This is a genomic window from Niabella aquatica (assembly GCF_054779315.1).
Window position 1 is genome coordinate 2,305 of sequence record NZ_BAAGYM010000038.1, and the last position, 25,534, is coordinate 27,838.

The 25,534-nt window shown below is 33.3% G+C and carries 25 protein-coding genes; 7 read left to right on the forward strand and 18 right to left on the reverse strand.

The features are described from left to right. Positions 1-421: helix-turn-helix domain-containing protein (locus tag ACYVBM_RS19825; protein WP_460687437.1), on the forward strand; the 421-nt coding region annotated here is incomplete at its 5' end. Positions 422-430: 9 nt separating this feature from the next. Here the strand turns inward: ACYVBM_RS19825 and ACYVBM_RS19830 are convergent. The 10 genes from ACYVBM_RS19830 to ACYVBM_RS19875 form a co-directional block, all read right to left on the reverse strand. Next, a complete protein-coding gene (locus ACYVBM_RS19830; protein ID WP_460687438.1) occupies positions 431-967 on the reverse strand; it encodes a DUF6879 family protein in 537 nt (178 codons plus the stop codon). A gap of 17 nt (positions 968-984) precedes the next feature. Continuing rightward, complete coding sequence (locus ACYVBM_RS19835; protein ID WP_460687439.1) at positions 985-1,197, reverse strand: hypothetical protein; 213 nt, start codon at positions 1,195-1,197, stop codon at positions 985-987. A gap of 29 nt (positions 1,198-1,226) precedes the next feature. Further along, a complete protein-coding gene (locus ACYVBM_RS19840; RefSeq protein WP_460687440.1) occupies positions 1,227-1,766 on the reverse strand; it encodes a hypothetical protein in 540 nt (179 codons plus the stop codon). A gap of 89 nt (positions 1,767-1,855) precedes the next feature. Then, positions 1,856-4,789 (reverse strand): type IV secretory system conjugative DNA transfer family protein, encoded by a 2,934-nt coding sequence (locus tag ACYVBM_RS19845; protein WP_460687441.1) that lies wholly within the window; start codon positions 4,787-4,789, stop codon positions 1,856-1,858. Beyond that, positions 4,789-5,319, reverse strand: a complete 531-nt coding sequence (locus ACYVBM_RS19850; protein ID WP_460687442.1) for a hypothetical protein — start codon at positions 5,317-5,319, stop codon at positions 4,789-4,791. Before ACYVBM_RS19850 ends, ACYVBM_RS19845 begins: the two co-directional genes overlap by 1 nt. 73 nt (positions 5,320-5,392) lie before the next feature. Further along, complete coding sequence (locus ACYVBM_RS19855; RefSeq protein WP_460687443.1) at positions 5,393-6,556, reverse strand: type IV secretory system conjugative DNA transfer family protein; 1,164 nt, start codon at positions 6,554-6,556, stop codon at positions 5,393-5,395. Positions 6,557-6,628: 72 nt separating this feature from the next. Then, on the reverse strand, positions 6,629-8,572 hold the full coding sequence (locus ACYVBM_RS19860) for a UvrD-helicase domain-containing protein (protein WP_460687444.1): 1,944 nt from the start codon (positions 8,570-8,572) through the stop codon (positions 6,629-6,631). Continuing rightward, positions 8,554-10,635 carry an ATP-dependent nuclease gene (locus ACYVBM_RS19865; RefSeq protein ID WP_460687445.1) on the reverse strand — a complete coding sequence of 694 codons (2,082 nt, stop codon included), beginning with the start codon at positions 10,633-10,635 and terminating at the stop codon, positions 8,554-8,556. Before ACYVBM_RS19865 ends, ACYVBM_RS19860 begins: the two co-directional genes overlap by 19 nt. 798 nt (positions 10,636-11,433) lie before the next feature. Beyond that, positions 11,434-13,014 (reverse strand): recombinase family protein, encoded by a 1,581-nt coding sequence (locus ACYVBM_RS19870; protein WP_460687446.1) that lies wholly within the window; start codon positions 13,012-13,014, stop codon positions 11,434-11,436. 25 nt (positions 13,015-13,039) lie between these two features. Next, positions 13,040-13,237: a hypothetical protein gene (locus tag ACYVBM_RS19875; RefSeq protein ID WP_460687447.1), complete on the reverse strand. Its 198-nt coding sequence runs from the start codon at positions 13,235-13,237 to the stop codon at positions 13,040-13,042. Between the two features lie 81 nt (positions 13,238-13,318). Here ACYVBM_RS19875 and ACYVBM_RS19880 point away from each other — a divergent pair, with 81 nt between their 5' ends. From ACYVBM_RS19880 to ACYVBM_RS19895, 4 genes are all read left to right on the forward strand, one after another. Next, a complete protein-coding gene (locus ACYVBM_RS19880) occupies positions 13,319-13,807 on the forward strand; it encodes a replication protein (protein ID WP_460687448.1) in 489 nt (162 codons plus the stop codon). Between the two features lie 110 nt (positions 13,808-13,917). Further along, positions 13,918-14,259 (forward strand): helix-turn-helix domain-containing protein, encoded by a 342-nt coding sequence (locus tag ACYVBM_RS19885; protein ID WP_460687449.1) that lies wholly within the window; start codon positions 13,918-13,920, stop codon positions 14,257-14,259. Next, entirely contained in the window at positions 14,249-14,731 is a 483-nt protein-coding gene (locus ACYVBM_RS19890) for a hypothetical protein (protein WP_460687450.1), read from the forward strand. Before ACYVBM_RS19885 ends, ACYVBM_RS19890 begins: the two co-directional genes overlap by 11 nt. A 726-nt stretch (positions 14,732-15,457) precedes the next feature. Then, a complete protein-coding gene (locus ACYVBM_RS19895) occupies positions 15,458-15,994 on the forward strand; it encodes a hypothetical protein (RefSeq protein WP_460687451.1) in 537 nt (178 codons plus the stop codon). A gap of 58 nt (positions 15,995-16,052) precedes the next feature. Here the strand turns inward: ACYVBM_RS19895 and ACYVBM_RS19900 are convergent, their stop codons facing one another. From ACYVBM_RS19900 to ACYVBM_RS19925, 6 genes are all read right to left on the reverse strand, one after another. After that, a complete protein-coding gene (locus tag ACYVBM_RS19900; RefSeq protein ID WP_460687452.1) occupies positions 16,053-16,532 on the reverse strand; it encodes a hypothetical protein in 480 nt (159 codons plus the stop codon). 50 nt (positions 16,533-16,582) lie between these two features. Beyond that, entirely contained in the window at positions 16,583-17,062 is a 480-nt protein-coding gene (locus ACYVBM_RS19905) for a hypothetical protein (protein ID WP_460687453.1), read from the reverse strand. Positions 17,063-17,178: 116 nt separating this feature from the next. Next, entirely contained in the window at positions 17,179-17,694 is a 516-nt protein-coding gene (locus ACYVBM_RS19910; RefSeq protein WP_460687454.1) for a hypothetical protein, read from the reverse strand. Between the two features lie 309 nt (positions 17,695-18,003). Then, a complete protein-coding gene (locus ACYVBM_RS19915; RefSeq protein WP_460687455.1) occupies positions 18,004-18,585 on the reverse strand; it encodes a LytTR family transcriptional regulator DNA-binding domain-containing protein in 582 nt (193 codons plus the stop codon). A gap of 1,119 nt (positions 18,586-19,704) precedes the next feature. Beyond that, entirely contained in the window at positions 19,705-19,884 is a 180-nt protein-coding gene (locus tag ACYVBM_RS19920; protein WP_460687456.1) for a hypothetical protein, read from the reverse strand. A gap of 12 nt (positions 19,885-19,896) precedes the next feature. Then, positions 19,897-20,766, reverse strand: coding sequence for a Clp protease/crotonase-like domain-containing protein (locus ACYVBM_RS19925; RefSeq protein WP_460687457.1), 870 nt, complete (start codon positions 20,764-20,766; stop codon positions 19,897-19,899). A 212-nt stretch (positions 20,767-20,978) separates the two neighbouring features. On the opposite strand from ACYVBM_RS19925, the gene ACYVBM_RS19930 reads away from it, so the two are divergent. Further along, a complete protein-coding gene (locus ACYVBM_RS19930) occupies positions 20,979-22,460 on the forward strand; it encodes a recombinase family protein (protein ID WP_460687458.1) in 1,482 nt (493 codons plus the stop codon). Here ACYVBM_RS19930 and ACYVBM_RS19935 read toward each other — a convergent pair. Together ACYVBM_RS19935 and ACYVBM_RS19940 are read right to left on the reverse strand one after the other, a co-directional pair. Then, on the reverse strand, positions 22,447-23,511 hold the full coding sequence (locus ACYVBM_RS19935; protein WP_460687459.1) for a YifB family Mg chelatase-like AAA ATPase: 1,065 nt from the start codon (positions 23,509-23,511) through the stop codon (positions 22,447-22,449). The two genes, ACYVBM_RS19930 and ACYVBM_RS19935, sit on opposite strands and share 14 nt — an antisense overlap. 353 nt (positions 23,512-23,864) lie before the next feature. After that, complete coding sequence (locus tag ACYVBM_RS19940; RefSeq protein ID WP_460687460.1) at positions 23,865-24,404, reverse strand: YceI family protein; 540 nt, start codon at positions 24,402-24,404, stop codon at positions 23,865-23,867. Positions 24,405-24,620: 216 nt separating this feature from the next. Here ACYVBM_RS19940 and ACYVBM_RS19945 point away from each other — a divergent pair, with 216 nt between their 5' ends. Continuing rightward, positions 24,621-25,502, forward strand: a complete 882-nt coding sequence (locus ACYVBM_RS19945) for a UbiA family prenyltransferase (protein ID WP_460687461.1) — start codon at positions 24,621-24,623, stop codon at positions 25,500-25,502. Positions 25,503-25,534: the final 32 nt, after the last annotated feature.

The window sequence follows — 25,534 nt, forward strand, 5'->3', positions numbered from 1 at the left end:
GGATGCGTTGCCCATCGGGAATATCCAGTTAAGGGGTAAAAAGCCTGAAAACAGAGCATATCCTAAAGAACTGCTTACTTATGGCGACCACATCCGTAAACGTAGACTTGATTTAGGAATGTCGCAAAGTGAGGTTGCCAAGATAATGAATGTCCAAACTGATACCATCACCAATTGGGAGCTAAATAAAAATTCCCCTGTTTTAATCCATATACCAAGTATCATTAAATTCCTGGGATATACCCCAGATATTAATACTACAAATCAAATAACAAGGTATCGCATGGAAAAAGGATTAACTCAAAAGGAGATGGCGGGAATTTTGAAAATTGACCCTGGCACACTTTCGCGGGCAGAAAAAGGAAATGCTATATCCAAGCTCCTAAAAGAAAGGATTGAGGGATTGATATCAAATATATAATCTAACTTGTTATAATAAATGGTTATCTAAAAAACAACTCAAGGTAAAAGAATTGTTAATTAATAAATTCCTAATATCAACGTACAATTGAATTATTGATGTTTCAGTTTCCTCTACTATATCTTGAAATTCTCCATGAGAATTATAAATAATATAAAACAAATAGGTTTTATCAAAAAGCCAAAAATCTTTAATTTGACTTTTTTCTACATTTACGTCTTTGAGTAGAGTTTCCATTTTATTATAATCTATAAAATTTAACTCAACTCCTATTTTGGATTGAGGTACGTATCCCACAAGTGTTTCAAACTGCAAATAACCAGTAATTGGAGACTTGAAAGCTCTCACTCTAATATGTCTTTTTCCTTCTTGAATTTTTATTTTTGTCTCATCTAAATACTCAATCAAATCTTGATATTGGATAACCTCTTTTCTTTTTTGAAACTCTTGAAAACACTCCCATTCGCCTTCAACTTTATATTGGGGCAAAGTTTCCAATCTAAATGCTTCTGATTTATACTCTTTAAATATTTTATCAATATCCATATAATAATTATACTCTATTACTTCATCTTTTCAATGAATTTTTCGACAAATTCTTTTGGCAACTCTATAATAGTTTCATCTTCAGAAATATCTGATATTTCTGAAATGTTTTCTAATTTAAAGCCTTGAAAAAGATAATTACCATTTTCTGTTTGATAAACAGTAGGACATTTACCTGCAGCACAGGCTACACCCCCATCAGAACTTGAAAAAATAATTTTTGTTTTCATTATAAAATATTTTGTATTAAAGTTAAGATTTAACATTCTATTATCAAAATTTTTTCTTCAATAAATTTTTGAAACTCAGGCGAATAGATTGTTTTTATTCTTTGCCATCGGTCATTTACAAATTGCCACTGAAAAAGAGCTCTCATATCAATTTCTGTTCTTTTCCAAAAATCATCAGGTAATAATTTATACTGGTTAAATTCAAATAATTCATAGGCATGATTAATTAGGAAAGAAGCAAGATAATTCTGACGAACAATCTTTGTATCCGTACCCCCTAAATTATCAGATAAAATCTGTAGACTTTTTTCATCTTTAAGAAATGTTGAATATACTTCCCGAAAATTCTTATGGATTGTCGAAATATATTCGACTTGTTTTATTTCTGTATCCCTTTTTATCTGCTCTTCCGTTAGTGAAATAGTTTTTCGATTTTGTCTTGTATTTGTAATACTTATCCGCCAAAGTAAGAAAGTCCCTAATGTGTATATAACCGTAGAAATGGCTATAACTTTATTAGGCCAATCAGCAATGTATAAAATTTTATTTTGTATTTCTGCAAAGTACATAATCTCTTTTTTAATATTATTATTTGCAATTTATTATAAAAAGATACAAGTAATATTTACATTAAAGACACTAAAACTGTATAGCATAACTAAGCTATTTTACTCCCATAATTCACCCTCACCCTATACCCCCTCACTTTCTGCACCGGTGCTTCTGCCTTCGCTTCCAGTGAATCAAGAAACAAAGCAAACTGTTCTACTTTAAACCACCTCACATTATCAGTATTCGGTATGTCCTTAGACTTCCCTTGTATACGTTGAAGATGTTTTTCATCTTTTGATAAAACACAAACATAGTTATATCCAGCACTTAGGCACTTTTGTATATTTCGTACTTCGTAGTCTGCTGAATTATGATGAGCAATCTCACAAGCAATTTTAATGTTATCCTTTAACAGTGATACATCCACCCGGCCGCCTTTTACTTCTTCTTCAATACTGGCTACATATCCTCTTTGCTCACTTAGCTTTTTAATGAAAGTTTGAATGAACCTGTGTTCTCTGATTTCTTCTTTCTCGGCAAGGGTATTAAGATATTCTTTCCCCTTTTCTTCAATGTTAGATATTGGCTTTGGTGCTGGCTGTATAATTTGTATTTCTTCTTTTGGTCTTACTTCTGCTTTGGGTAGTATTTCCTCTTTTGGTTCTGGTGGTATGCTCTTTTCTTCTTTGACTGGCTTAGGCACTTCTACAATTTGCGGTAATGGCTCTGGTACTGTTTCTGGTATTACTTCTTCTACAACATCGGAAACTTTCCTTGAATACTTTTCCCTTGAAATTTTAGTAATGATTTCACTGTTAGTATTTGTGCTAACCTTTTGTAGTAGTACAGTTTCTAAAGAAAAGTCCTCTGTACTTCTCCCTACTTTGCTAATTGCTTCACCGATATTTAAATTCTGTAAGTCTTTGCTATCAAAGAAAGAAAAACTGGATTCTAATTTCTTGCTGTCCGCATCACTAACCCTAAAACAAACCCGAATATTAGCATTACTTAGTAAAGATGAATATACATCCTCGTCTTTGATTTGATTCAAATTTTGATGGGCTAAATTAAGTCCTAAGCTGTATTTTCTTGCACCTGATAATATACCTGTAATTGATGGAGTAATGAAGTTTTGAAACTCATCAAGATATATGTAAAAAGGTAATCTTTGGTCTTTTGGTAATGCCTGTCTTGCTTGTGCTACTTGATACACTTTAGAGAGTATTAATGTACCAAGTAAATAACTGTTTTCTTCACCTATTAACCCTTGTGAGAGTTTTACCAATAATATTTTTCTTTGATTTAATACCTCATTAAAATCTAAGCCATCTTTAGAAGATAACATATTACGGATTAGCTTCGGTCTTAGAAAGGTATCAAGTCTTGTAAGGAGTGGTGATATACTTCCCTTTTTTAATAGCAGGTATTCATGGTTCCAGTAATAATGAATATGGCTATCATTTACAGTTTTTAGAAAATCTTTTCTAAAGGTGTTATCAAGTAGAAATTTTCTTAGGTCTATGAGTGTTCCTCCTTTTGTTGATTCAAGGAAAGTATTAACAGCGTTAGATAATACAGAAGTCATTTGGTCGCCCCATGATGTAGAATGTCTTTTAAAGGCTTCTACTAAGTCAGAAGACAATACTATCCTTTCAATCTCTGTTTTAGCGTTTAGAAGATTAATGCAAAATGAATACTCGTAATCTGATGGGTCAATTAAGATAACATCTTTTAATCTATTTGGAGGAATGCGGGTAATAATGTCGCCCACGGTATCGCCGTGTGGGTCGAATATGCAGCAACCATTGCCGGCGTGTACATCTTCTAAAAAGAGGTTTGTAATTAATGTGGATTTACCTGTTCCTGTCGCTCCAATAATGTGAGTATGTCTTAATCTATCAGCATCATTTAGAGAAACTTTCCTTGTTGTGCCGTTATGTGTATTAAGTCCTAAGAAATATTGCTGATTGATTAAAGAAGTAGGTACTGCCTTTGTTTTCCTTTCTATCTCATTTGAGCGTTTAGTTTCCGGGAAATACACAAAAGAGGAAAGCTCATTAGCATTCATTAACATGCCATGCCTGTTGCTTGTTCGCCACCTTAAATTATCAGAGTGGTCTTCAAAAGCATATCCGTCATTACTAAGTGGGATTAAAGAGTTGTATTTACTTCTTGATGATGACCGTATATTTTGTATTAACTCATACGCCAAACTTTCCGCTTTTTCAGGATGGGAGGCTTCAACTGCTAAACGGAGAATTACACTAAATAGCGGAGATGATACCTTTTCTTTGGCACAGGTAAGCATTTCGGGGGCATCTTCAAAAAATGCTTCACCGCCAATATTTACAGACTGAATAATACTATTAGCCCAAGGATAATTAACCCCTTTAAATATGACTTGAAACATTACAGCTTCATCATCTCTTAAATTATTCATAGTAGCCATGAGAGAAGTTAGCCCGTTAGCCGAATTAATGGGACGTATAAACTCCTCATCATAGCCGAAATCTAAGAGTAATATATCTTGTGGATATTCAAAAGGAAGTCCATCAAGTTTTTGTGATTTGATATATATACCTTGAAAGTAGGTATTTAGTAAATTTAATATTCTTCTTTCATCCAGTTCGCTACAAATGATTTGGGTATGACTTTCTTCGCCTTGGGCAATAATTTCAAAAGAAACCTGCTCATTGGTTTCTGATAGCATATTTAAGAACTCTTGAAATAGTTTGTCTTTAAAGTCGCATGATTTAGGGTAAGATATATTTATTTGCTTTAATAATGAAGTGGAATAATATTCCTCTGGTAATGCTTCTTCTTTTATTTCTTCTTCTGTTTCAACCGGCTTCTTGTTTTTAAATATCCTTTCAAAGAAAGTAGGAGCTTTGCCATCATCAGTGTATGATTCATGTGTAGCGATAGAATGAAAGAAAGGCTTGTATGGTGGTTCAAGGGAAACATTGTAAGGGTAGAGGTAATAACCTCTACCTTTTACCTCCCAATCATAAAAATTTTGTATTGCCTTTTCGCTATACATTACCGTTTAAATAGGTCTTTCATTATTGGTTTTCTATCTTGCTCACTAATACGTACCCCTGTTTCTTTGGTTATCTCATCCAGTACCGCCATTATAGAATTTTGTGCATAATTCATAAATGCGGAAGCGGTATCTTTTTTGTAAAAAGTATCGCTTCTGGAAAGTTGGCTAATTATTGGAATCCTGGATAATATACCTTGTGTAGATGACGTAGTTTCAAATAGCCACCATGATACAAAGCATCCATCACCGAATGGTGCAAAGCAAAGGTTGTAATAGTAATTCTCCCACGATACACGAAAGTATACACGTTTGGAAGAAAAAACACTACCCACCTTTATATGTTCTTCCCTAAAACTTAGCCCTTCAACTTGATGGCTTATCATTTCCTTTTGTACTAAATTGTAAAAGTCTTTAGTAGAGAATTTAAAGTTTGGTATTAATTGCGACCAATGGGAAAATAGTTCTTCTTTTCTGTATGAAGCTATGATTAAGATAATACAGATAATGACAGTGAGTGCAAGTAGCATATCGTTAAATTTTGGTTCCCTCTAAAGGTACAGAAGATATTTGTTTTACAATCAATGGGTTGTAGAAAATTTTTCATTCCCATTTTACCGTCTTCGCACTAAACGCCTTTGATGGCGTACCATCAATCATTAACTTTAAATAGATTTCATAGTTTGGTAAATTAGCAATATTCTGGGCGGTAAATATTGGCTCGTATTCCGTAGCGAAATATTTTGCGTCATTCATACCAAGCCTAAATGTGATTAGTGTACCAGCATTTCCCAGTACTGCATTTTGTATTTCTTTTGATAACTGGTCAAGATATTGATGTGCCACAATCATACCGATTTTAAACTTCCTTAGTTCTGAAAGCATATTTAAAAGTACAGGACTTGTGTATTCCTGGAACTCATCAAGGTAGACCATAAAAGGTTCTCTCTTTTCTTCTAAGGTATCTATTCGAGTAAAAGCGGAAAAGGATAATGAGTTTAAAAGTAATGCCCCAAGAATTTCAGAAACATTATCACCGAGTGCTCCTTTAGAAATATTTATTAGTAATATCTTTCTATTATCAAGTATATCCCTAAAAGATATTTCAGTAGTGTTTTCTATTAATAACCTCTTAACAGCAGGATAAACCATAAACGCCCCAATCTTGTTATATATCGGCAATAAATCAGCTTTAGTATAGTTTTTAAATTCAGTCAGCCAAAAGCGTTTAATATCACCACTCACTACATTCTTTATACATTCCTCTCTAAATTCTTGATTGTCTAATAGCTTTATTACATCCGATATATTAGCCTCTTGTTGGTCTAAAAGAGTAAGTAATATATATCGCAATATATGCTCTAATTTTAAGCCCCAAGCGGATGACCAAAGTTTTGAAAGTGTGTCTAATATTCCTCCCGCTACTAAGGCTCTCTTTTCATAAGGGACTTTTAGAAAGGGATTGAATTTATAACTTTGACTTGTATTAGGAATGTTTAAATAGATAACATCTTTAATTCTATCGTTTGGTAATCTTTTCCAAATGCCTGCTATTAAATCTCCGTGAACATCAAATACACTACATCCTTTATCACTACATATATCTTGCAAGATTTGAGTTTGCAGTAGATTAGTTTTACCTGTTCCAGTTTTACCGATAATATATGTATGGAGCAGTCTATCTTTTTGCTTTATACCAAACAACTTTCTATTATTCCTGTAATTAGTTTCTGCTAAAAATGTTAAATCGTTATTTGAATTTTTCATTTAACGATTATATGTTTCCTTAGCATCTTTGAGGAGTAGTAATATATTGCTGAATTAGCAAATTTCGGGAGATTATGATTTATTATCAATATCAATTATACTCAAATCATCAAACCATACTTTTGCTTTTGCTATTACTTGTGCATCAGGATTGTGAAAGAAAACCGCTAAATTTTCTTTAGCCCTTGTGCAACAAACATAAAATATCTTTTTAGTTCTATTCAATACGCTTGCCGAGCCCGTTTCTAAGAAAAGATTACCGAAATTGTAATTGTTCCAACCTCCATTATCAAGAATAACCAAAACATTGTTAAATTCAGTTCCTTTAGTTTTATGTTGTGTTGAGAACGGTGTTTGCCCTTCTAAATATTCATATAGCTTTTGAAATTCACTAAACCTGACATTTTTCACACGATTATATAAATATTCTTTTTTCTCTTTAAAATCAATGAGTTTATCATCAATCATACAAATACCCTTTTCGTTGGCATCAGTAATTACTTCTTCTATTGTTTTATCGCCAACATTTGCAAGATTATCAATATTTTCTTTTAGAGTTCTTTTGCTTGCTATACTTGTTATTCTAAAACGATAGTCTGTTGCCCTTAGAAACTCGTTATACCTTTTATTTTTATATAGAGAAATATTAGTTTGAATTTTAAACAGATGCTTTATTAAATTATCTCTTTTTGACCCCTTCTTATTTTCATCTTCATCTTGCTTTTTATCGTCAAGCAATTGATCTTTATCAACAAACATTTTGGAAAATTCAGAATAGTTTAATTCTAATGCTGAATTGTACAATTCCGCATTGTCGGCAATAAAATTTTGCATTGTGTTAGTCGGACTAACAGCATTCAAATCCCGACCACTTTTCCCCTGCTGTAATATCTGAATAACTTCGCCAAATGTGTTTTCTGAAAAATCAGTTGTAATGCCATTATCTTTTATATACTTCTTAATTCTATCCCTAAAACTTAATATGTGGTCTTTATCATAAATATCCATTAAGGTTCTAAATCCTGCTTTGCCTGCTATTAAATTGTGAGTGAGGTTCAGTTCCTTTGTTTCTTTTGAATTATTGAAATCCCAACTATAATTTTCTTCCAGGAATTTTTCAACCTTACCAATATTGCCTTCAGTAGAATGTAGGAATAGTACATTGCCTTGCTTTACTACACCTTCAACCATATTGGGTGCGTTGGGGTTAGTAGAAGGTTCTTGTGTAATACCATCAGTCCGAAGTTTATTTGCTAAATCAATAACAAGCTGAGGGTTTCTTCTATTCTGTTTCTTTGGAACTTCATTTACAGTATCTGCATCATCTCCTTTGTATTCGTCTAAATTTCCAATCCCATCATCATAAATAGATTGCATTGCATCGCCAAAGAAACCAATAATATTTTTTCTTTCGCTTTTCTTGAAATGAGTAAGAAAAATATCTACAACAGCCTTACTTGTATCTTGATATTCATCAATAAAAATGAACTTGTATTTATCTTTTACAATACTGCTAAGTTTCGGATATTTCTCAAAAAGATAGTTTGCAACTATAAGTAGTTCATCGTGAGATATAATCCCGTCACGTAGTCTTAAAAATTCCTTGTATTGTATGCCATCCTCTAAACTCTCGTAATAGTTTTCTGGAACAGGATTTACCTCGTCAATTGAAATCCTGCTAACTTCTTCATTATTTGCTAATGAAATAATTGCTTCTTTAAGCTCCTTTTGAAAGTGTTTTATATTATCCCATAAAAAGTCGTGGATTGTAGATACATTCAGGTTCTTATGATTTACCCTTTCTTCGATTTCCTTTACTGCTGCGTTGGTGTATGTCATACAGGCTACTTTTACTGTTGGGTTTTCAGTTATCACCTGACGAATAACGCTTACCAACGAATAGGTTTTACCACTCCCTGCGCCACCACTTAAAAGAAAGTTTCTCCCTTTATCAATTGATTGGAAGATTTCTATTACTTCGAGTTCTAAATTTGCATTTAATCTTGCTTCAACCATAATAACCCATTTTTAATGTATTCCGGAATATTCCAATTGCTAAAACTTTCATCACTATGATATAAAATATCCAATGCAAAATGTGTTTTCTTTTTAACACAAGAACCAGCTAATACATAAGCATCATTTTCACCATCATCAAATAACTTTCTGTTTTGCAGTCCTTGAAAGTCATTTTTCTTGCCGTTTACAAACGCTCGGTTTATGTGGATAAAAGCATCCTCAAAACTTCTTGCGTGATAGGTGTCTTCTTCCTGCTGATAGCATATACAAACCGTAGAGCTTCCAACGAGAATTGTTCTATTTGAAATAGACAATGCTTTTAAATTATCCCAAGTAACTTCTTTCAGAAAATGGTTAATTGCAGAATTGCTCGTTTTTGTACCTTCATTAACAGGACAAGCCCCCCAAACATCCTGTCCTTTCTCATCTTGCTTTACGACCTTAATAGCATCAATATCCGTTAAAATCAAAGATTTAATACCTAAAAATTCTATAAACTTCTCGAAGATTTGTGAATAAGCCCCAACTTCAATAATAGATATATTTTGAGATAATAGTGGAAGAAAAGTATCTTCTTTGCCTTCTGCTTTTAGACGAGCTGCTTCTTCCAAATCCACTTTTCGCATAAAGGTTGGTATCAATATTCTTTCCGTATCCCCCTCGATTAGAACCGCTTTATCAGCAAAGAAAATTTCAGCTCTGCTGATAGTTAGATACTGCTTTAGAAATTGATATTGGTTTGGGTCGGCATCATATTGCTTTCTTAAATCTGAAAGATTTTTCGCAACAACATTATTCTTGTTTTCCGCTTTCAAATATTTAATATCATCAAAATCACTATCTGCAACAATATGAGATGAATGTGTTGTAATTATGTATTGTAGTGGTCTATTTATTCCATCATCTCTCTTTATACCTTCGGCAAGTAATTTCTTAATGTTTTTAATAAAGACATACTGCATTTGGGGATGTGTATGTGCTTCAGGTTCTTCTATAACGAGTAGATTTATATCTGCTGGCTTTTTGTCCTTATCTCGTTTGAAATCCTGAACAAGAATTTCAATTTCAAAAATTATACTTATAAGGTTCATATAACCTAAGCCATTATAATGCTCTGGTAATTTATGGTCATCGTGGGTATATACTACGGTTGTATTCCCTTCAAGTAGTTCCTTATGCTGTAATGTTGAAATTATTGCTATATCTGTATCATTTAATTTTACTCCTCCAAAATCTTGTACTTTTTTGATTACATCACTGAACAGCTCACTGTATATATCACTTAATTTGCTATCGGTTTCTGAAAGTTGGTCTTTAAAGTTTTCAGTAGCTTGGTTTTTGTCGCTATTATCTTCTTTCTTTTTATAAAGATTGGATGTTTGCTTAGATAATGTGTTTTCCTTTTCTTTATTGGTCACATCTCGTCTTGCACTGATGTATTTGAAACCAATTATATCTTTAATGCTGATACCTTCGCTTTCAAGGTCTATAAAGTTACCATCATTAACTGTATTAGTAACCATATCATATTCAAAAGACATCTTGTGAGTATGGAAATAATTATCTAATTCTTGCTTTAGAAATTCTTTTAATTCTCTAGGCTTGTTTTTCTTTTTCTCATCTACCTTAGCTTTTTCACTTGCCAAGAAAGTCGCATAATCAGTTCTAATTTTCAGAAAATCAGTATAGGTTACTGTATATTCAAACCCTAATACAATTTTATTATTATCAGGGTCTAAATCCATTAATACTCTGCTGACATTTGATAAATCATCTTTCTCGTTATACTCAATAAATATTTTTAGCTTGATGCCTTTAGGCATAAACTCTTCGGGAATATCCGCTGATTTTATAAGACCTTCTAACTCGTTTTTAAAATCTATATTTAAGTCGTCATAACAGAATTTAGTTTTCTCGTTAAGAAATTTATCTAAAGTAAACAGGATAGATGTTTTGCCGGTATTATTCTTTCCTATTATCAAGGATAAATCGTCTTCCAAATCCAAAGAGAAATTTTTAAGTAGTCTGAAGTTCTCTATTTTGATTTGAGTTATTTTCATATTAGGAGTTAATGATTAAAGTATAGGTTCCTGCCGGAAATAATAATGATTTTATCATGATTTATTTATTTTTCATATCCTAAGAAAATGGAACGTTTTTAGTTTATTAAATTTCAGCAAGCAATTGTATGATTTAATAGTACCTGCTGGGTGTTTAGTCTTTTTTTGGACACCTTTTTCAACTAAGTTTCTTTTTATTCTCTTCATAGGTGTTTTTATAACCACTAGAGTTAAATAAGACCAGACTGGTTCAGTGGATTATTCTTATACAAAAAGCACATGATATGATCAATTCGTTTTGGATAAAAAGAAAACGTTTTTACTAATGTAAGTGTTTTATTGGAAAAAGTAAGATTGGAAGATAATTTTTTTATTAGGACAATTAGGCAAGATTGAAAACCCATCTTAACGTTAGGGTTTCATTTTCTTATTAATTCTCTATGCACGGAAGTCTTTTGTTTAATAATTACGAACGTGAACACAAGTATGGCTTTATTGCTATTTTGGAGAGTTCATTTAGGTTGTGATGAGGCTCACCCGTCAAGTATTCACTTATTGCCATTTTGGAGAGTTCATTTAGGTTTTAATGAGGCTCACCCGTCAAGTATTCACTTATTGCCAGTTTGGAGAGTTCATTTAGGTTTTTATGAGGCTCACCCGTCAAGTATTCACTTATTGCCATTTTGGAGAGTTCATTTAGGTTTTAATGAGGCTCACCCGATTGGAATTTTGTTCCAAAATAACAATTTAACACTTGAAAAATATAATCACTTTCAGGTTCGAGGACACTATTTTTTACTATTTCTCTATAAGCAGTTTTTTAATATCAATAAGCGGTTTCTTTATTGATATATATAGCTTTTTATTGAGTAATGTTAGGTTCGAAGATAACTCCTGAAGTATATCTGTTTTTTCCAAATCATTACCATTCCTAAATCTTTCAATTGCATCCAAACAGAAATTAAAAGCCTTTTCGTCTTGTTCTTGAGTAATGATTTTTTGATTTTGTATATTCTCAATTTCGGTCTCAAGAGAGTAAATTTCTTTCTGTGTATTTATATATGTTAGGTTATACTGCTCCGCATTTATCCTTTTATCAGCTAACAAGTTTACCAATTCATTTAATCTATTAGTAAGCGTGGTCTTTTTTCTTGTAAGAACCTTAATTTGCTGTTTATCTTCTTCAAGTTCTTTTTCACTGTCTTTTAATTTAGTTGAAGCAAACAAACGGAAATCTTGATTGAGAGATATTTTTGTTAAAGCTTTTTCAATTGTAGATTCTATTTCTTCTTTTCTGATAGAGCCTTGCGAGCAATTATTTCTGCTTTTACTACAATGATAATAAAGGATATTAAGGATAGTAGGATTATTCATTTTATCAAGTGGCGTTTCGCATTTAGGGCAAGCTGTCATAGTTTTAATTGAAAACTTGTGTTTACATTCCGTGCAAATTGCCTGCAATTTATGGTCTGGTGTAATCATACAACCACATTCACCACATTTGATAAGTCCACGATATGGGAAGTCATATTGTCTTTCTCTTGAAATTTGATATATCTTTCTGTTCAATATATTTTGAACAGTCAAAAAGTTCGCCCAGCTAACCATAGGCTTATGCTTGCCTTTGATACGAGTTATTACACCGTCTTTATCTTTCCAATAAAAGAAACCAGCATAAAACTCGTTAGAAAAGATATAATAATATGTGCTTTGCGAAATAACTCTATTGAATTTATTTCGCAATCCCATAGCATCACCTTTTTTCTTGATATTAATGACAGAATATTTACCAGTTAAGAGAAGTTTCCATAAATTTTTAAGTATAGAAAACTGCTCTCCATCTGGTAGTATTTCTTCTTCTATACCGATACGGTATTTGGAATTATGGCAATAGCCTATTGGTAAAATTGAAATTGGAAACCACCCCCTTTCTGCTTTCTGCCTCATACCTCTTTTAACGTCAATACTCAAATCTTTTACATACTGATTTGCCATACCAAACTCTACTTGCATCAGCAGTACATTGTCAGAGGGGTTGTAATCTCTTTCAAAGGTTTGTATATGCTTTATGATGTTTTGTTGAAGCATCCAACTAATTTGCCCACCATCAATAGGATTGCGGGCTAAACGGTTGAGTTTCCATGTGAGTATACTATCCGCTTCACCTTTATGGATTCGCTTCAGCATTTTATTAAACAAAGGACGACCTGGCTCCTTAGCAGACTTAGATTCTGAAATAACATCAACGATATTCAGGGAATATCTTTCTGCTAATTTCTTAACTTCGGCTATCTGGTCTTCTATGGAAGCCATTTGGCGGTCTTCTGATTCCGAAGACCGTCTTGCATACAAGAAATATCTAAATGTTGTATTTCTCATATAGCCCGGTATATACTAATACATTTCATAAATTTTTACCACTACCTTTTAGAATGAGGGCTATAAACCGTAGTAGGCTCATTGCATAATCTCTGGCTTCCTCATAGGTAATAACTTCACCGTAATTCTTTTCATACAGCCTTTTAAACTCTAAAATGTCTTTTTCTTTTAATTCGCTTGGAACTCTTAATCTCATAGAAAATATTTTAATTTTTCTTTTCATTAAAATGAAGTAATAATAAATAGCCAATTAAGCATTTTAGTAATACCTCCTTAAATGCCGCAATTCATTTATCATTAAATAATGAAAAATGGCTATACCAAAACTCCCAATATTCTAATTGATGAACTCTTAAAAGAATTAAAATATGCAGAATTAAAAATCTTGCTTGTTGTCATTCGGCAAACTTATGGATGGAAGAAAGAAAGAGATAGAATTTCAATAAGTCAGTTTGAAAAGAAAACCGGATTATCCCGCCGGGTTATTTCTGAAACAATTAAAATACTTGTAGAAAAAAATATTATTACTGTCAGTGATACAAAAGGAAATATTTTAAGTCTTCCAAAGGAAAGGCAAGGCCGCTATTGTCTATTCTATTCATTTAACGAAACATGTGCAGATTATGACATCAACATGTGCACTTTACCGCATAAACATGTGCAGAATATGGAACATAACAAAAGAAATAATAACAAAAGAAATGGAACAAAAGAAAACAGTCCGGAGCATATCAATAAAATTATTTCAGAACTAAAATCAAAGTGGAAAGGTTTAAAAAATTCAACTGAATAAATTTGTTATCCCCATATTGTCATAATAGCAACTTTTCATTACTACTACATAAAATAATTACGACTACAATATGAGTAGGCAATTTTCTTTCTGAAAATTGCAACAACTCTATGCGTAATTTTTTAAGAACCTTTAGAAAGAAAACAGAATTATCAATTGATAATATTTCTTTTCTTCTTGGTATGTCTGATAGTACATACCTATCAAGATGTGAGAGAGGAAAAAGGAAACCCACCCTTGAAATTATCCTAACCTATCAAATCATATTTCAAGCATCTACTGATAAATTATTTGAAGAACAGAGCAAACGCACTTTAAATAAAATATCGGGAAATATTGTCCCACTCATTGAATCACTAAATAAGCAGAAGAAAACTAAAAAGGGGCAAGAAAGAATTGCGTTCCTAAGTTTATTAAATGAAATAATTGATAAAAAATTAAATGAAAAATAGAAAAAGAATAATTGCAATTCATCCAAATACATTAGGCTTTGGATTTGTCATATTAAGTGAAAAGGGAGAAATAATTGATTATGGTATTACTACTGTACGACCGGTAAGTAATAGCACATGTGTAAAGAGGATTAATGAAATGATTAAATACTATACTCCCGAAATACTATTAGTTGAAGACTACGAAAGCTCCAGTAAATCACCAAGAATTAAAAAGCTAATTAGTGAGCTATCACATAATATTTATGCTGAAGTTAAGGTTATTAAATATTCAAGGGAGCAAGTGAAAGGCATCTTTGAAATTTTTGGTGCAAGGAATAAATACGAAATATCTTTAAAGATTGCCGAAGTGTATCCAGAACTCAAATCAAAGCTATCACATAAAAGAAAGCCGTGGGAACCGGAGAATTATTATGCAGGACTATTTGATGCGATGGCTTTGGTTATTACTTATCAGTATTTGAATGATTAAACTTTAAGCTAATTGTTTGATTAAATGAGGCTTATATATTTAACTACATAGTAGCACTAAATAATTTGGCAGTTTTGAGAAAAGAGTTAACTTTAAAACATAAAAATATATTCCTAAGCTTAGTTATGTGCAATCACAGGTACAGTAATTTACAGGCTTTGCTATTAACTAATACAAAATAACCCCTATAATACATCTGTGAGATATGTTCTCACTTACTTTACATTGTAAAAAGAAATTGCTATTATACGCAAGATATTATCCCTATCCTCTGGGATAATAATATTACTTTGAAGAGGATATTATTCAAAAGCCTGTTATTTTTATAATAGGCTTTTTTCTGTATTAAAAAAATTTTTTCTTTTTTAAAATATGTAATAACTTTAGTATTGAATAATATCCAATGAATTGCGTACACAATTCATTCAAAGTAATTACAGGTAATTTTCTTACCGCCGTTACAAAATTTCATGCTCCCTCTAAATCTGATACCAAAATATTGTAAGAATGTTATGCACTGTTGACAAAAAATAAATGTGTCAAACACATGATGGAGAAAGTATGTGCGTAGTAATGGTTAGTAAAGTTTTGAGCTGTTGTAAATAGACTATTTAAAATTTCGCTAAAAAGCGCCCATATAGAAAAAGATAACTCTTATTTAGGAAATCAATTAAATTCAAACAATGCGTCAAAAAAACATTTTAAAGTCCTTCAAAAATTTAAGTTATGCGAAACGATATAACATCCGACAGCAAATTGAAGAGGCCGATACTTCACCATAAGATTAAAGCGATATCAAAAGATATTTTCACATTTAGTTTTTTTGGGAAAATAATTTTTACAACTTTAGGACTGTTCTTTTTATTGCCATTTACTAATGCTCAAATTGACGAGACTGAACAAGAAAAAACTGAGGAACCAGATATTAGACTATATGGGGAGATTAGCGGTGAAAAAATCGTTTTTTATAATTACTCATCCCAAACGATTTTAATTAACCAAGTAACTTGTTTTAACACTGTTATTGTGGTTCTTGAACATGGTGGACACGGTTACAGATGGGGTGATTTGATTGCTATTATTGGTGTTATAATTGCTTCCGTCATAGGTATCTTAAAGATGTTTTTGAACGAAGCACTTAAACCCCTTGCCCAATCAGTTGGCGAAAAATTAAAAGCTAAGATTTATTCGAATTTTATAACCCAACCCAAAAAAGAAAAAAAGAAACCACCAGGTAAGCATAAAAAAAGAGGTAGTGGGTGATTCACATATACAATTATTACTAAAATAAAATACCAGTTGCATTTTTGTAACTGGTATTTTATTTCCCTCTCATGCTAAACAACTTCCTTAGAATCAAATTTTGAAATCCATTTGAAAATTTATCTTGCTCTTGAATTAGTCCAGAGCAAAATAAAATCCTTTTATCAAATGGCGATATGTTTTGCATGGCAATACTTGAAAAAGATAAACGCATCAGCCCTTTATTTAGAAATTTTACATACAGTTTTTCGTTATTACTCTCAACAGATTCCCACTGTGTTTTATCTTCAGAAAAAATATTTATACAAACTGTTTTCCCTATCCTCATATCATATATGCTATTAACAACTTCAAACACAGTATTCTTTTTAGGTCTATACCCAAAATAGATAATTATTTCATTCAAACAATTAGTATCATGACTACTCAAACAATTACCAGTAAATTCTGTGGTGATTGAATGGATAATCTTACCATTAAACCCCCACGAACCTAATCCTATTGAGGAAATGTCTTTATGAGGCTTTATCTCAATCATAGTTTTGGTTTTAATAAGTATGCTAAATTTTTTTTTGATTACGGCTTGTATTATTCTTCAATTAAAGTGCCCGATACTAAGGCTGTTCCTTTTAATACTGATGGAACTTCTACATTTGAAAATGTTACTTTCAGTTTATTGTTTGGCAAAATAGTCACATCAATTTTATCTCCGCTTTTTCCAGAACTGAAATATAAGTTACCGTATGCCACTACCTGAATCCATGCCGTGTTATCGGGGTCGTAAGTAGTGCCTGCAGGCGTTAATACCTTTAAGGAACGACTATTGGATGGTTTATTAAAAAATATGAGGATACTATTAGCGGTATTCGTAGGATTGTTATAATCTGTTGCTTCTAATGCCCACCCATTGGATTTATTTGTATAAGTAGCTATTGCTTTATACGTATCAGAATATAGTGTCCAGTGAGAAAGAGAAACTGAATCTTTTGTATCGCTTTTTTCTTTTTTACAAGAAAATAAAGTTATGCACGCGATTATGAAAATCAAAAGAGTTGCTATTTTTCTCATGGTTTAATTTTTTAAATGTTTAGACAAATTTCATATACAAAAAATATTTCTACTAATAACCAATAAACCCATTAGCCTTTATACAAATGGTTAATGGGTTTATTATAATTTTTAAGTTATAGTCCTTTCATTCTAAAATAATCCTGCACGATGGTCAGATGATTTTCTGAACGACTCTTCCAGCGTTTTGACTTATTGAATAGATAATAAGATAAAACAGCAGAGCCTAATCCAAAAATAACAGGAGCAACACTTATTTTTCTTTTAGGATAACCGTAATCATTGTCAAAGTCAACATCAGTAGGAACGTGTCCTACTAATCCTATAGTAAGTAATCCTAAAGCACCTCCACCTGCGGCTGCGGCTCCATACAAATTGCTCATTCTTTTTGAATTTGCTTTAATGGTTTCATTGATGTGGCAATTGATAGTAGGATTTTTCCAGTCGTACTTATATAAATCAACTCCTACAGAATTAAACAATGCTGATTTCTCAAAAGCATTGGATGACTTTAAAGTATTGCCCTGACAATCTGGTATTGTTGCCGGTGTATTACTTTGTGCGAATGATGGACTATTTAAACCTATTGTTGCTATACTGATAAAAGCAAATAGTATTATACTTTTTTTCATTTTAAATTTATTTATTTAATTGAATCACTTTGCTTATACCATAACTCTTTTAGTTTTGGCATTTATGTTTCTTTATTTAATTCTTTCTCTTCTTTGATAAAAAGGAGTGCGGAGAAAACTGGGAAGCAATTAGTATTTCTGTTAGTGAAATGCATTTCATGTTTTTTGGGTATATAATTCCCCGAGGGAAACTTTGAAAAAATTCTTTATCCTTACAATTCAAACATCTGTTAAATAATACTGATTATCAAATGAATAGGATAAATAGCAAGCAGAAAGGATAAACAACAATTAGTTTTAGGATATACGTTATATGGCATTTTTAAATGACCGCCCTATTGGTATCTTTTCATTTGCGACTAATATGTATCTTCCATTCCGTTGAGTAGCATAGTGCAGGTTAACAACAAAAGACTGATGTACTTGTACAAAATGTTGCGGTAATACTTTCAGTATTTTTTCAATCGTACTTCCAGTGATAAAAAAAGTATTATGCTGTTTGAATTTAAATAAAATGGTGTTCCGCTTAACATCATTAAAGGATTGAATAACGGTAATGTTATCAAACAGGATTTCTTTAGTGCTAAAAATATAATTTGAAAAATGTATTTCCATTAAGTCTTCATAATGGACTTTTTCAAGGAACCTGCCTTTTAAGAAAATGCTTTTGGGTTTAGATATTTTTTCTTCTATGATTGGTTTAGTTATAACGGTAGCAGATTTAAAATAATTCTGCATAGAGTCAGCTATCCTTGTACCTGCCTCTTTATCTTTAAATAAGCAGATACCCAACAGGATGAAATTTGGTACTTCTTTTTCAACTGTGTTTATTATTTCTTTGATACGATTAGCAATAATAAGTTCATCATCTACCGTTAGTATTTTCTCCATATAACAGCAACCATTTTTTGTTATATAAATTAGTTTTTGCCTCTTTGGTATATTAAGTCATCATTAGCAGTTTAAGTGTCGTTAAATTCAAACTTCAGGGAAATAATACCGTTTATCAAAGGGATAGGATAAATAGCAAGCCGAGAGGATAAATAGCAATTTGGGTTGGGATATATGTCGTATTGCATTTTTGAAATCAGTTCATTCACTGTAATTAATATTTTCTTCATATAGCAGTAGATATTTTTGTTATGTAAATTTTGTCCTAAAGGTTAAGCGTGTGGCGAACTGCTATACAAAAGAAAGCCCGGACTTTTATTGTACTCGTGTCCGTGGGAGTCGAAGCCCATTACACCAAGTAAACAAAGCCCAGGCATGCCTGAGCGTTTGCTAAACTTTTCTGGTGTAATTTGAAATTTCGACTTTTCGGACACAGAAACAGTTTGCGAAACGCAAGTTCTTATTTATGATTTATGTTTATTTCCTTATATCGTCATTCAGTGATATTTTTTGCAAATTAAAATTAAAAGTTTAATGGGAAATAGAAAACATTTATATAACTAAAAAAGGCCTGCCCTAAAAAGAGCTGGCCTCCGTTGCTAACCTATGAGAAATATACTTATTGTTTTTTAATTATCTCGAAGATTTTGTATGTTATGGGTATTGAGCCATTCTCTAAAACTTTCATTATTTTCTGGGAAAAAATGTACAGTCTTGCCGGATTTGAGTAAAATGGTGAAAATGCCTGCTGCCTCAATGTATTTGCTGAGGTCAGTAGGAGTGTAGTCAAACTTTGGATAATAGGTAGCTTTAGTTGTCATTTTTTCAATAGCTAATGAGAAACGAATTTATACAAAAATATATTACTCGGATGTAATTTTTTATTGCCTGTATGAATATTGCTGATTGAATACTAAGAAGTTTTGCCGCTTTTTTTGGCAATTCTCGTTTTAATTTTTATTGTATTAAAAAATCCTCATATCTATAGGAGTAAAATTTATCTAACTAAAGTTAAATGAAACTTAAGCTATGCTTGAACGCTACAGCTGAAGAATAAAAAGTATGGCAATAAAAAAATCGGCCTGAACCGATTTTACAAATTTCTTTTAGCTAAAAATTTTATGAAATTAAAATGTATTCTTTCTTGTCGGAATTAGATTGTTTTTTAATTGAGAAAGATTCTTGCATTTTTTCATAAATTTTGGAAACACCTTCTGATTGTTTTTCAAAAACAGTCCTTGTGATGCTTTTTTTAGCTAAGTCCGTTTTCGGTAACTTGTTCAGTTGTAATTTGTCCATTTGTGCTTGATTTTAATTTATATTTTCTTGTACGTCTTCTTGATCTTCTGTTATTATATCAAATATTTGTATAAAAGACGAACCTAAAGCCTCACTCCTAACATGCGTAAACAATAAATGTTCCAATTCGACTTCTTCATCATTTACATCTCTTAAGTTGCCAAATATTTCTTTTGCTTCTTCAATATCTATTACGAATGAGTGCGATGGATACTCACTGATAAGTTTTTGGATCAACTGTCGCTGTCTTCTATTATCTGGCGCTAATCTTTCTCCGTATGCCTCAGCTATCTTTATAGCTCTTTGGACTTCTCCTAACTTAATTGGGTCGATTTGACCAGAAATTGGTGTTATCAGTCCAGCAGATAATTCACAAGCTATATGAGCTGCTGTTTTTGTCGTGATCGTATTACCGCTATTTCTTTTTAATTGAAAAAAATGTGCTTCAAAGAACCCTAACAAATTTTCATTTAATGAATAAAGACTTTGTAAATAACTTAATCCTGAAGTATTTATGAGCTCATCGTCTTTTGTAAGTTGTATGTCTAAAGGACCGAATTCGCCAAATTCTGTCATTACAATTTCATCTGCGCCCAAAGCCATTAAAGTTCCAGTACTTTTGCATGATCCAAAGACGTATAAAATGAACTTTTTGTAATGCCTCTTAATAGATTTAACAATTCTATAACCTGCATCTGGGTCTCCGCCGAGTGTCGTTAGAATTAACGCGAAATTTTCTTTTTTATTTTCCTTGTTTCGCAAATTCTTTATGAAAAAATCAGCAGTTCTTGAATTTACCTCAGCGTTAAAAACTCCAATATCTGCATTAATTTTTTCCGAAAGCTTTTGCAAACAAATTTTTACAGGGTCTAAATCTAGCATTTCTGCAATTTTGGTGCGAAAATAATATAACTTATACTAAAGATGTGAGGTTTAATTTTATCCAGTTTTGTTTTAGTTAAAGGCTTAAAATTTCTCATCTCCCATATAAATATATATATAATTCCATAACTTATAAAAAAAGAATAATAATTTAATCAACACATCATAGTTTCGTTGCTTTTCCGTATATTCGTTTACCAAAACAGTAATACATGAAAAAGCAAGTAGGAATATGGATAAGGGTAAGCACCGAAGACCAAGCTAAAGGAGAAAGCCCCGAACATCACGAAAGGAGAGCAAGAAGTTATGCCGAATCAAAAGATTGGGACGTTGTAGAAGTTTACCATTTGGAAGCTGTGAGCGGTAAAGCTGTACTTCACCATCCAGAAGCAGTAAGAATGCTTAAAGACATTGAAACTGGAAAGATAACAGGATTAATATTTTCAAAAATTGCCAGACTGGCAAGGAACACCAGAGAACTACTCCAAATTTCAGATATATTTAGGAGCTTTAACGCCGACCTAATTTCTTTGCAAGAAAGTATTGATACATCCAGCCCCGCCGGTCGCTTCTTCTATACTTTAATTTCTGCTATGGCACAATGGGAGAGAGAAGAAATAGCTGATAGGGTTTCTGCTTCTATTCCTATCCGTGCAAAGTTAGGTAAACCACTCGGCGGGGCTGCCCCCTATGGTTATGAATGGCAGGATAAAAAACTTATCATTAACGAAGAAGAAGCAACAGTTAGGAGATTAATGTATGACCTTTTCTTAGAGTTTAAAAGAAGAAAAACAGTTGCTAATATGCTTAATGAGAAAGGGTATAGGACACGTAATGGTTCTGAATTTTCTGATACTACTGTTTTAAGACTACTTGAAGACCCGATAGCTAAAGGACTAAGGAGAACAAACTATACTGAAAGTACAGGAGATAAAAAGCAGTGGAAACTAAAGAAAAAGGATGATTGGGTATTTCAAGAAGTCCCCGCTTTAATTGATGAGGAAAAATGGGATAAAGTACAATCTATTATCAAAGAGCAATCAAGTGAAAGGAAACAGCCTTTAAATAGAAAGACACATTTGTTTACAGGCTATCTTACCTGTGTATGTGGTACGAAGATGTACACCCATGCCAATACTTCTAAATATTCTTGTACCAAATGCAAAAACAAGATTCCACAGGATGATATAGAGTATATATTTCATCAGCAGCTAACGGACTATATAGCTTCTAAGGACAATATCAATAATTTTATTAAAACTACAGAAACGTATATTATAGAAAAAGAAAACCAGATTAAGGTTTTGGAAAGGGAAGCTGAAAAAATACAAAGTAGACTTGATAAGCTAATAGACCTCCATTCAAACAGAGAAATGCCAACAAAGGGCTTTAAGCACCACTATACGCCACAATTTGAAAGACTAACCCAGATACAAAATCAAATACCTAAAATTGAGGGTGAATTACTTGCCCTAAGACAAAATGAAGAAAGCAGTAAGTATTTGTTTTCTGAAGCAGAAAATTTGTATAACAAATGGGAAACTAAAACCCGTGATGAAAAACGGGATATTGTAGAATCTGTTCTTGATTCCATTGTTATTGATAAAGAGGATGTTGTCATTAATCTAAAATATTTAATGCCCCCATCCTCTTTAAGCCCCACAAATGGGCAACACAATTTCAGGGGTTCATAGAAGCGATCAACATAAAGCTGGCGGGGAAGTCCAGCGCTACCTTGGCTCTCGAAATAGTAACCCGCCTTTCCTCCATCGGCTGACGCATTACTTCCAGTACCGTGCGTTTAAATTCCGGCAGCTCATCTAAAAATAAAACGCCATTATGCGCCAAAGAAATTTCACCGGGTTGCGGATTACCGCCGCCGCCCACTAATGCTACATCAGAAATAGTGTGGTGTGGCGATCGGAAAGGGCGTTTTGAGATCAATGTAGCATTTTCCGGCAGCTTGCCTGCAACGGAATGGATCTTGGTGGTTTCCAGCGCTTCCTGTAAAGTAAGCGGAGGAAGAATGGTAGGCAAACGTTTTGCCAGCATGGTTTTCCCGGCTCCCGGCGGGCCGATCAATACGGCATTATGTCCGCCTGCCGCCGCAATTTCCAGTGCCCGCTTTATATTTTCCTGTCCTTTTACATCAGCAAAATCAATTTCAAAATCGTATTGGGAATGAAAAAATTCCTCCCGCGTGTTTACAATAACAGGTTCCAGGCCAGACTCGTTATTTTCAATAAAGCTGATTACCTGCCTGATATTGTCTACACCATAAACGTTCAGGTTGTTTACCATGCCGGCTTCCCGTGCATTAGCTTTGGGGACGATCAACCCTTTGAATTCCTGTTTACGTGCCTGTATGGCTATCGGCAGGGATCCTTTAATAGGGCGTATTGCTCCATCAAGACTTAGCTCTCCCATAATAACATAATTATTCAGCGCATTCACATTTTCAATTTGTTCCGATGCAGCTAAAATACCTATAGCAATAGGGAGATCGAAAGCAGTACCGCTTTTTTTAATATCAGCAGGGGCCAGGTTTACTACCACTTTGGTGCGTGGCATATCGTAACCATTGGTTTTAATGGTGCTTTCTACGCGTTGCAGGCTTTCTTTTACGGCGTTATCAGGGAGGCCAACAATCGAAGGATCTTTACCGCTCGTCATCCAGTTCACTTCAATGGTAATGGGCACAGCCTCAACGCCATATACGGCGCTGCCATTTATCTTCACTAACATAGGTTGAAGGTAATAATTAGTGGTTAAAAATGAATAATGATTTCGACGCTTTTTATAGAACAGGCAGTAGCATATAGGGGATCCATATTGCGTCGCAGTCCTGCTCTGTGAAATATACGACATCTGGCATAAACGGCATATTTTAATCCAGTCTGAACACGCCATCCAGACTTATCTCAAAACAGGGAATACTGGTATGTTAATCATATTGCCAAGGCTAAGCAGGCTGGAAAAAGAGTAGTGGCTATTTTAAATTTATTTTTTTCTTTCCGTATAGGTAGTTACAAACTACCCGCTTTTATACAGGAATTAGATGCAACCTGTTCTGTTCGAAAAGCTCATTCCGCTACCGCTTATTTTTTTCCCACTACTTCCAGGCTTACTTTTACCTCATCTCCCATGGTCATGCTGTTACCGCCTATGCCGTAGTCTTTCCGGTTAACGGTAAAATCACCCCTAAACTGGTACCCGGCTGCTATTGGCTTTGCAACAAAATCAAACTGGATATTTTTAGAAACGCCGTGCATGGTTAATACAGCTTTTGCAAAATAAATATTGTTGCCCTTGGACTGTATGCTGGTGGTTTTAATGCCAATGACAGGATATTGAGGAGCATCAAAAAAATCATCATTTTTTAAATGTGCATCCCGTTTTTTGTTGTCAGTATTGATCGTGTTTATATCAACCGTAACATCAAATACGCTTGCTTTCAGGTTTTGAGGGTCGAATATCATTTTGCCGGCCAGTCCCTTTAAAGTTCCATCTACATTCATCCCCATATTTTTGATAACAAAAGATATCTTACTGTCCGCATCGGAAGGTTTCAGGGTTTGCGCTTTCAGCGATACAAACAACAGGGAAATGAACAAAGTAATAAAAGATTGTTTTAGCATAAAATCCTGTTTGAATGAAAATTTAATCCTCATAAAAGTATACAAAATATACGAACATTGCTTATTGCTTTTGTTAAAGAAAAGCTGCCTGGAATAGTTGATTTCAGACGAATTTTTACAGCTGTTTGCCTGCTCCCAGCAAATTTCAACAAACAATTTACCAGTTTTGTTTACCCGGGCAAAAAAATGATAAACCGGGCTTCTTTATAACTTAGTTTGAATAACTTCATTAATATATTGGTCTCCCCGTCTACCATACAACATTTGCGCTTTGGCTTTTCGCTATTTTTAATGCCGGTATATTGGTTTGCTTTAAGCCAGGCCGCCAATATGAATGTGGCAAACGCCCTGTTGATCTTCATTGTACTGCACCTGTTAGTGTATCCGTCCAGTAACGGCTATAATTCGTATATGGACAGGGACAAGAGCAGTATCGGCGGTATTGAAAACCCTTTACCCGTTGATAAAGAACTGTATTACGTAAGTTTAGGGATGGATGTTATTGCCGTGGCGCTTTCTTTTTGTATCGGTCCCAAAGTCGCGTTTGCTGTACTTTTGTACATTATTGCATCAAGACTGTACAGCTACCGGGGTATACGGTTAAAAAAGTATCCCATAGCGGGCTATTTAACAGTAATTGTGTGCCAGGGCGCATTGATCTATTATATTGTAAGTATTAGCACCGATGCAGGGGCTATCATTCCGGATATAATATTTCCCGCAGTTATTACATCGTTACTAATTGGAGGCACTTACCCGCTTACACAGGTGTACCAGCACAAACAGGATAGAGACGACGGGGTAACCACGCTTAGTTACGTGCTGGGTATAAAAGGCACTTTTGTTTTTTGTGCTGTTGTATTGTTTGTAGCATTATTATTGCTAACTGTTTATTTTGTAAATAGCAGGCAGTTGCTTGCTTTAGCCCTGTATGCTACCGCAATGTTGCCGGTTGGCATTTATTTTACTGCCTGGTTTTTAAAGGTAGACAAGAATATGGGGGAAGCGAATTTTAAAAACCTGATGAAAATGAATTATGTGGCATCTGCCTGTAGCAATGCTGCCTTTATTGGAATTTTATTGATTAAAAACATATAGTGTTTGAGGCTTGAAGATCATTATGACTTTTA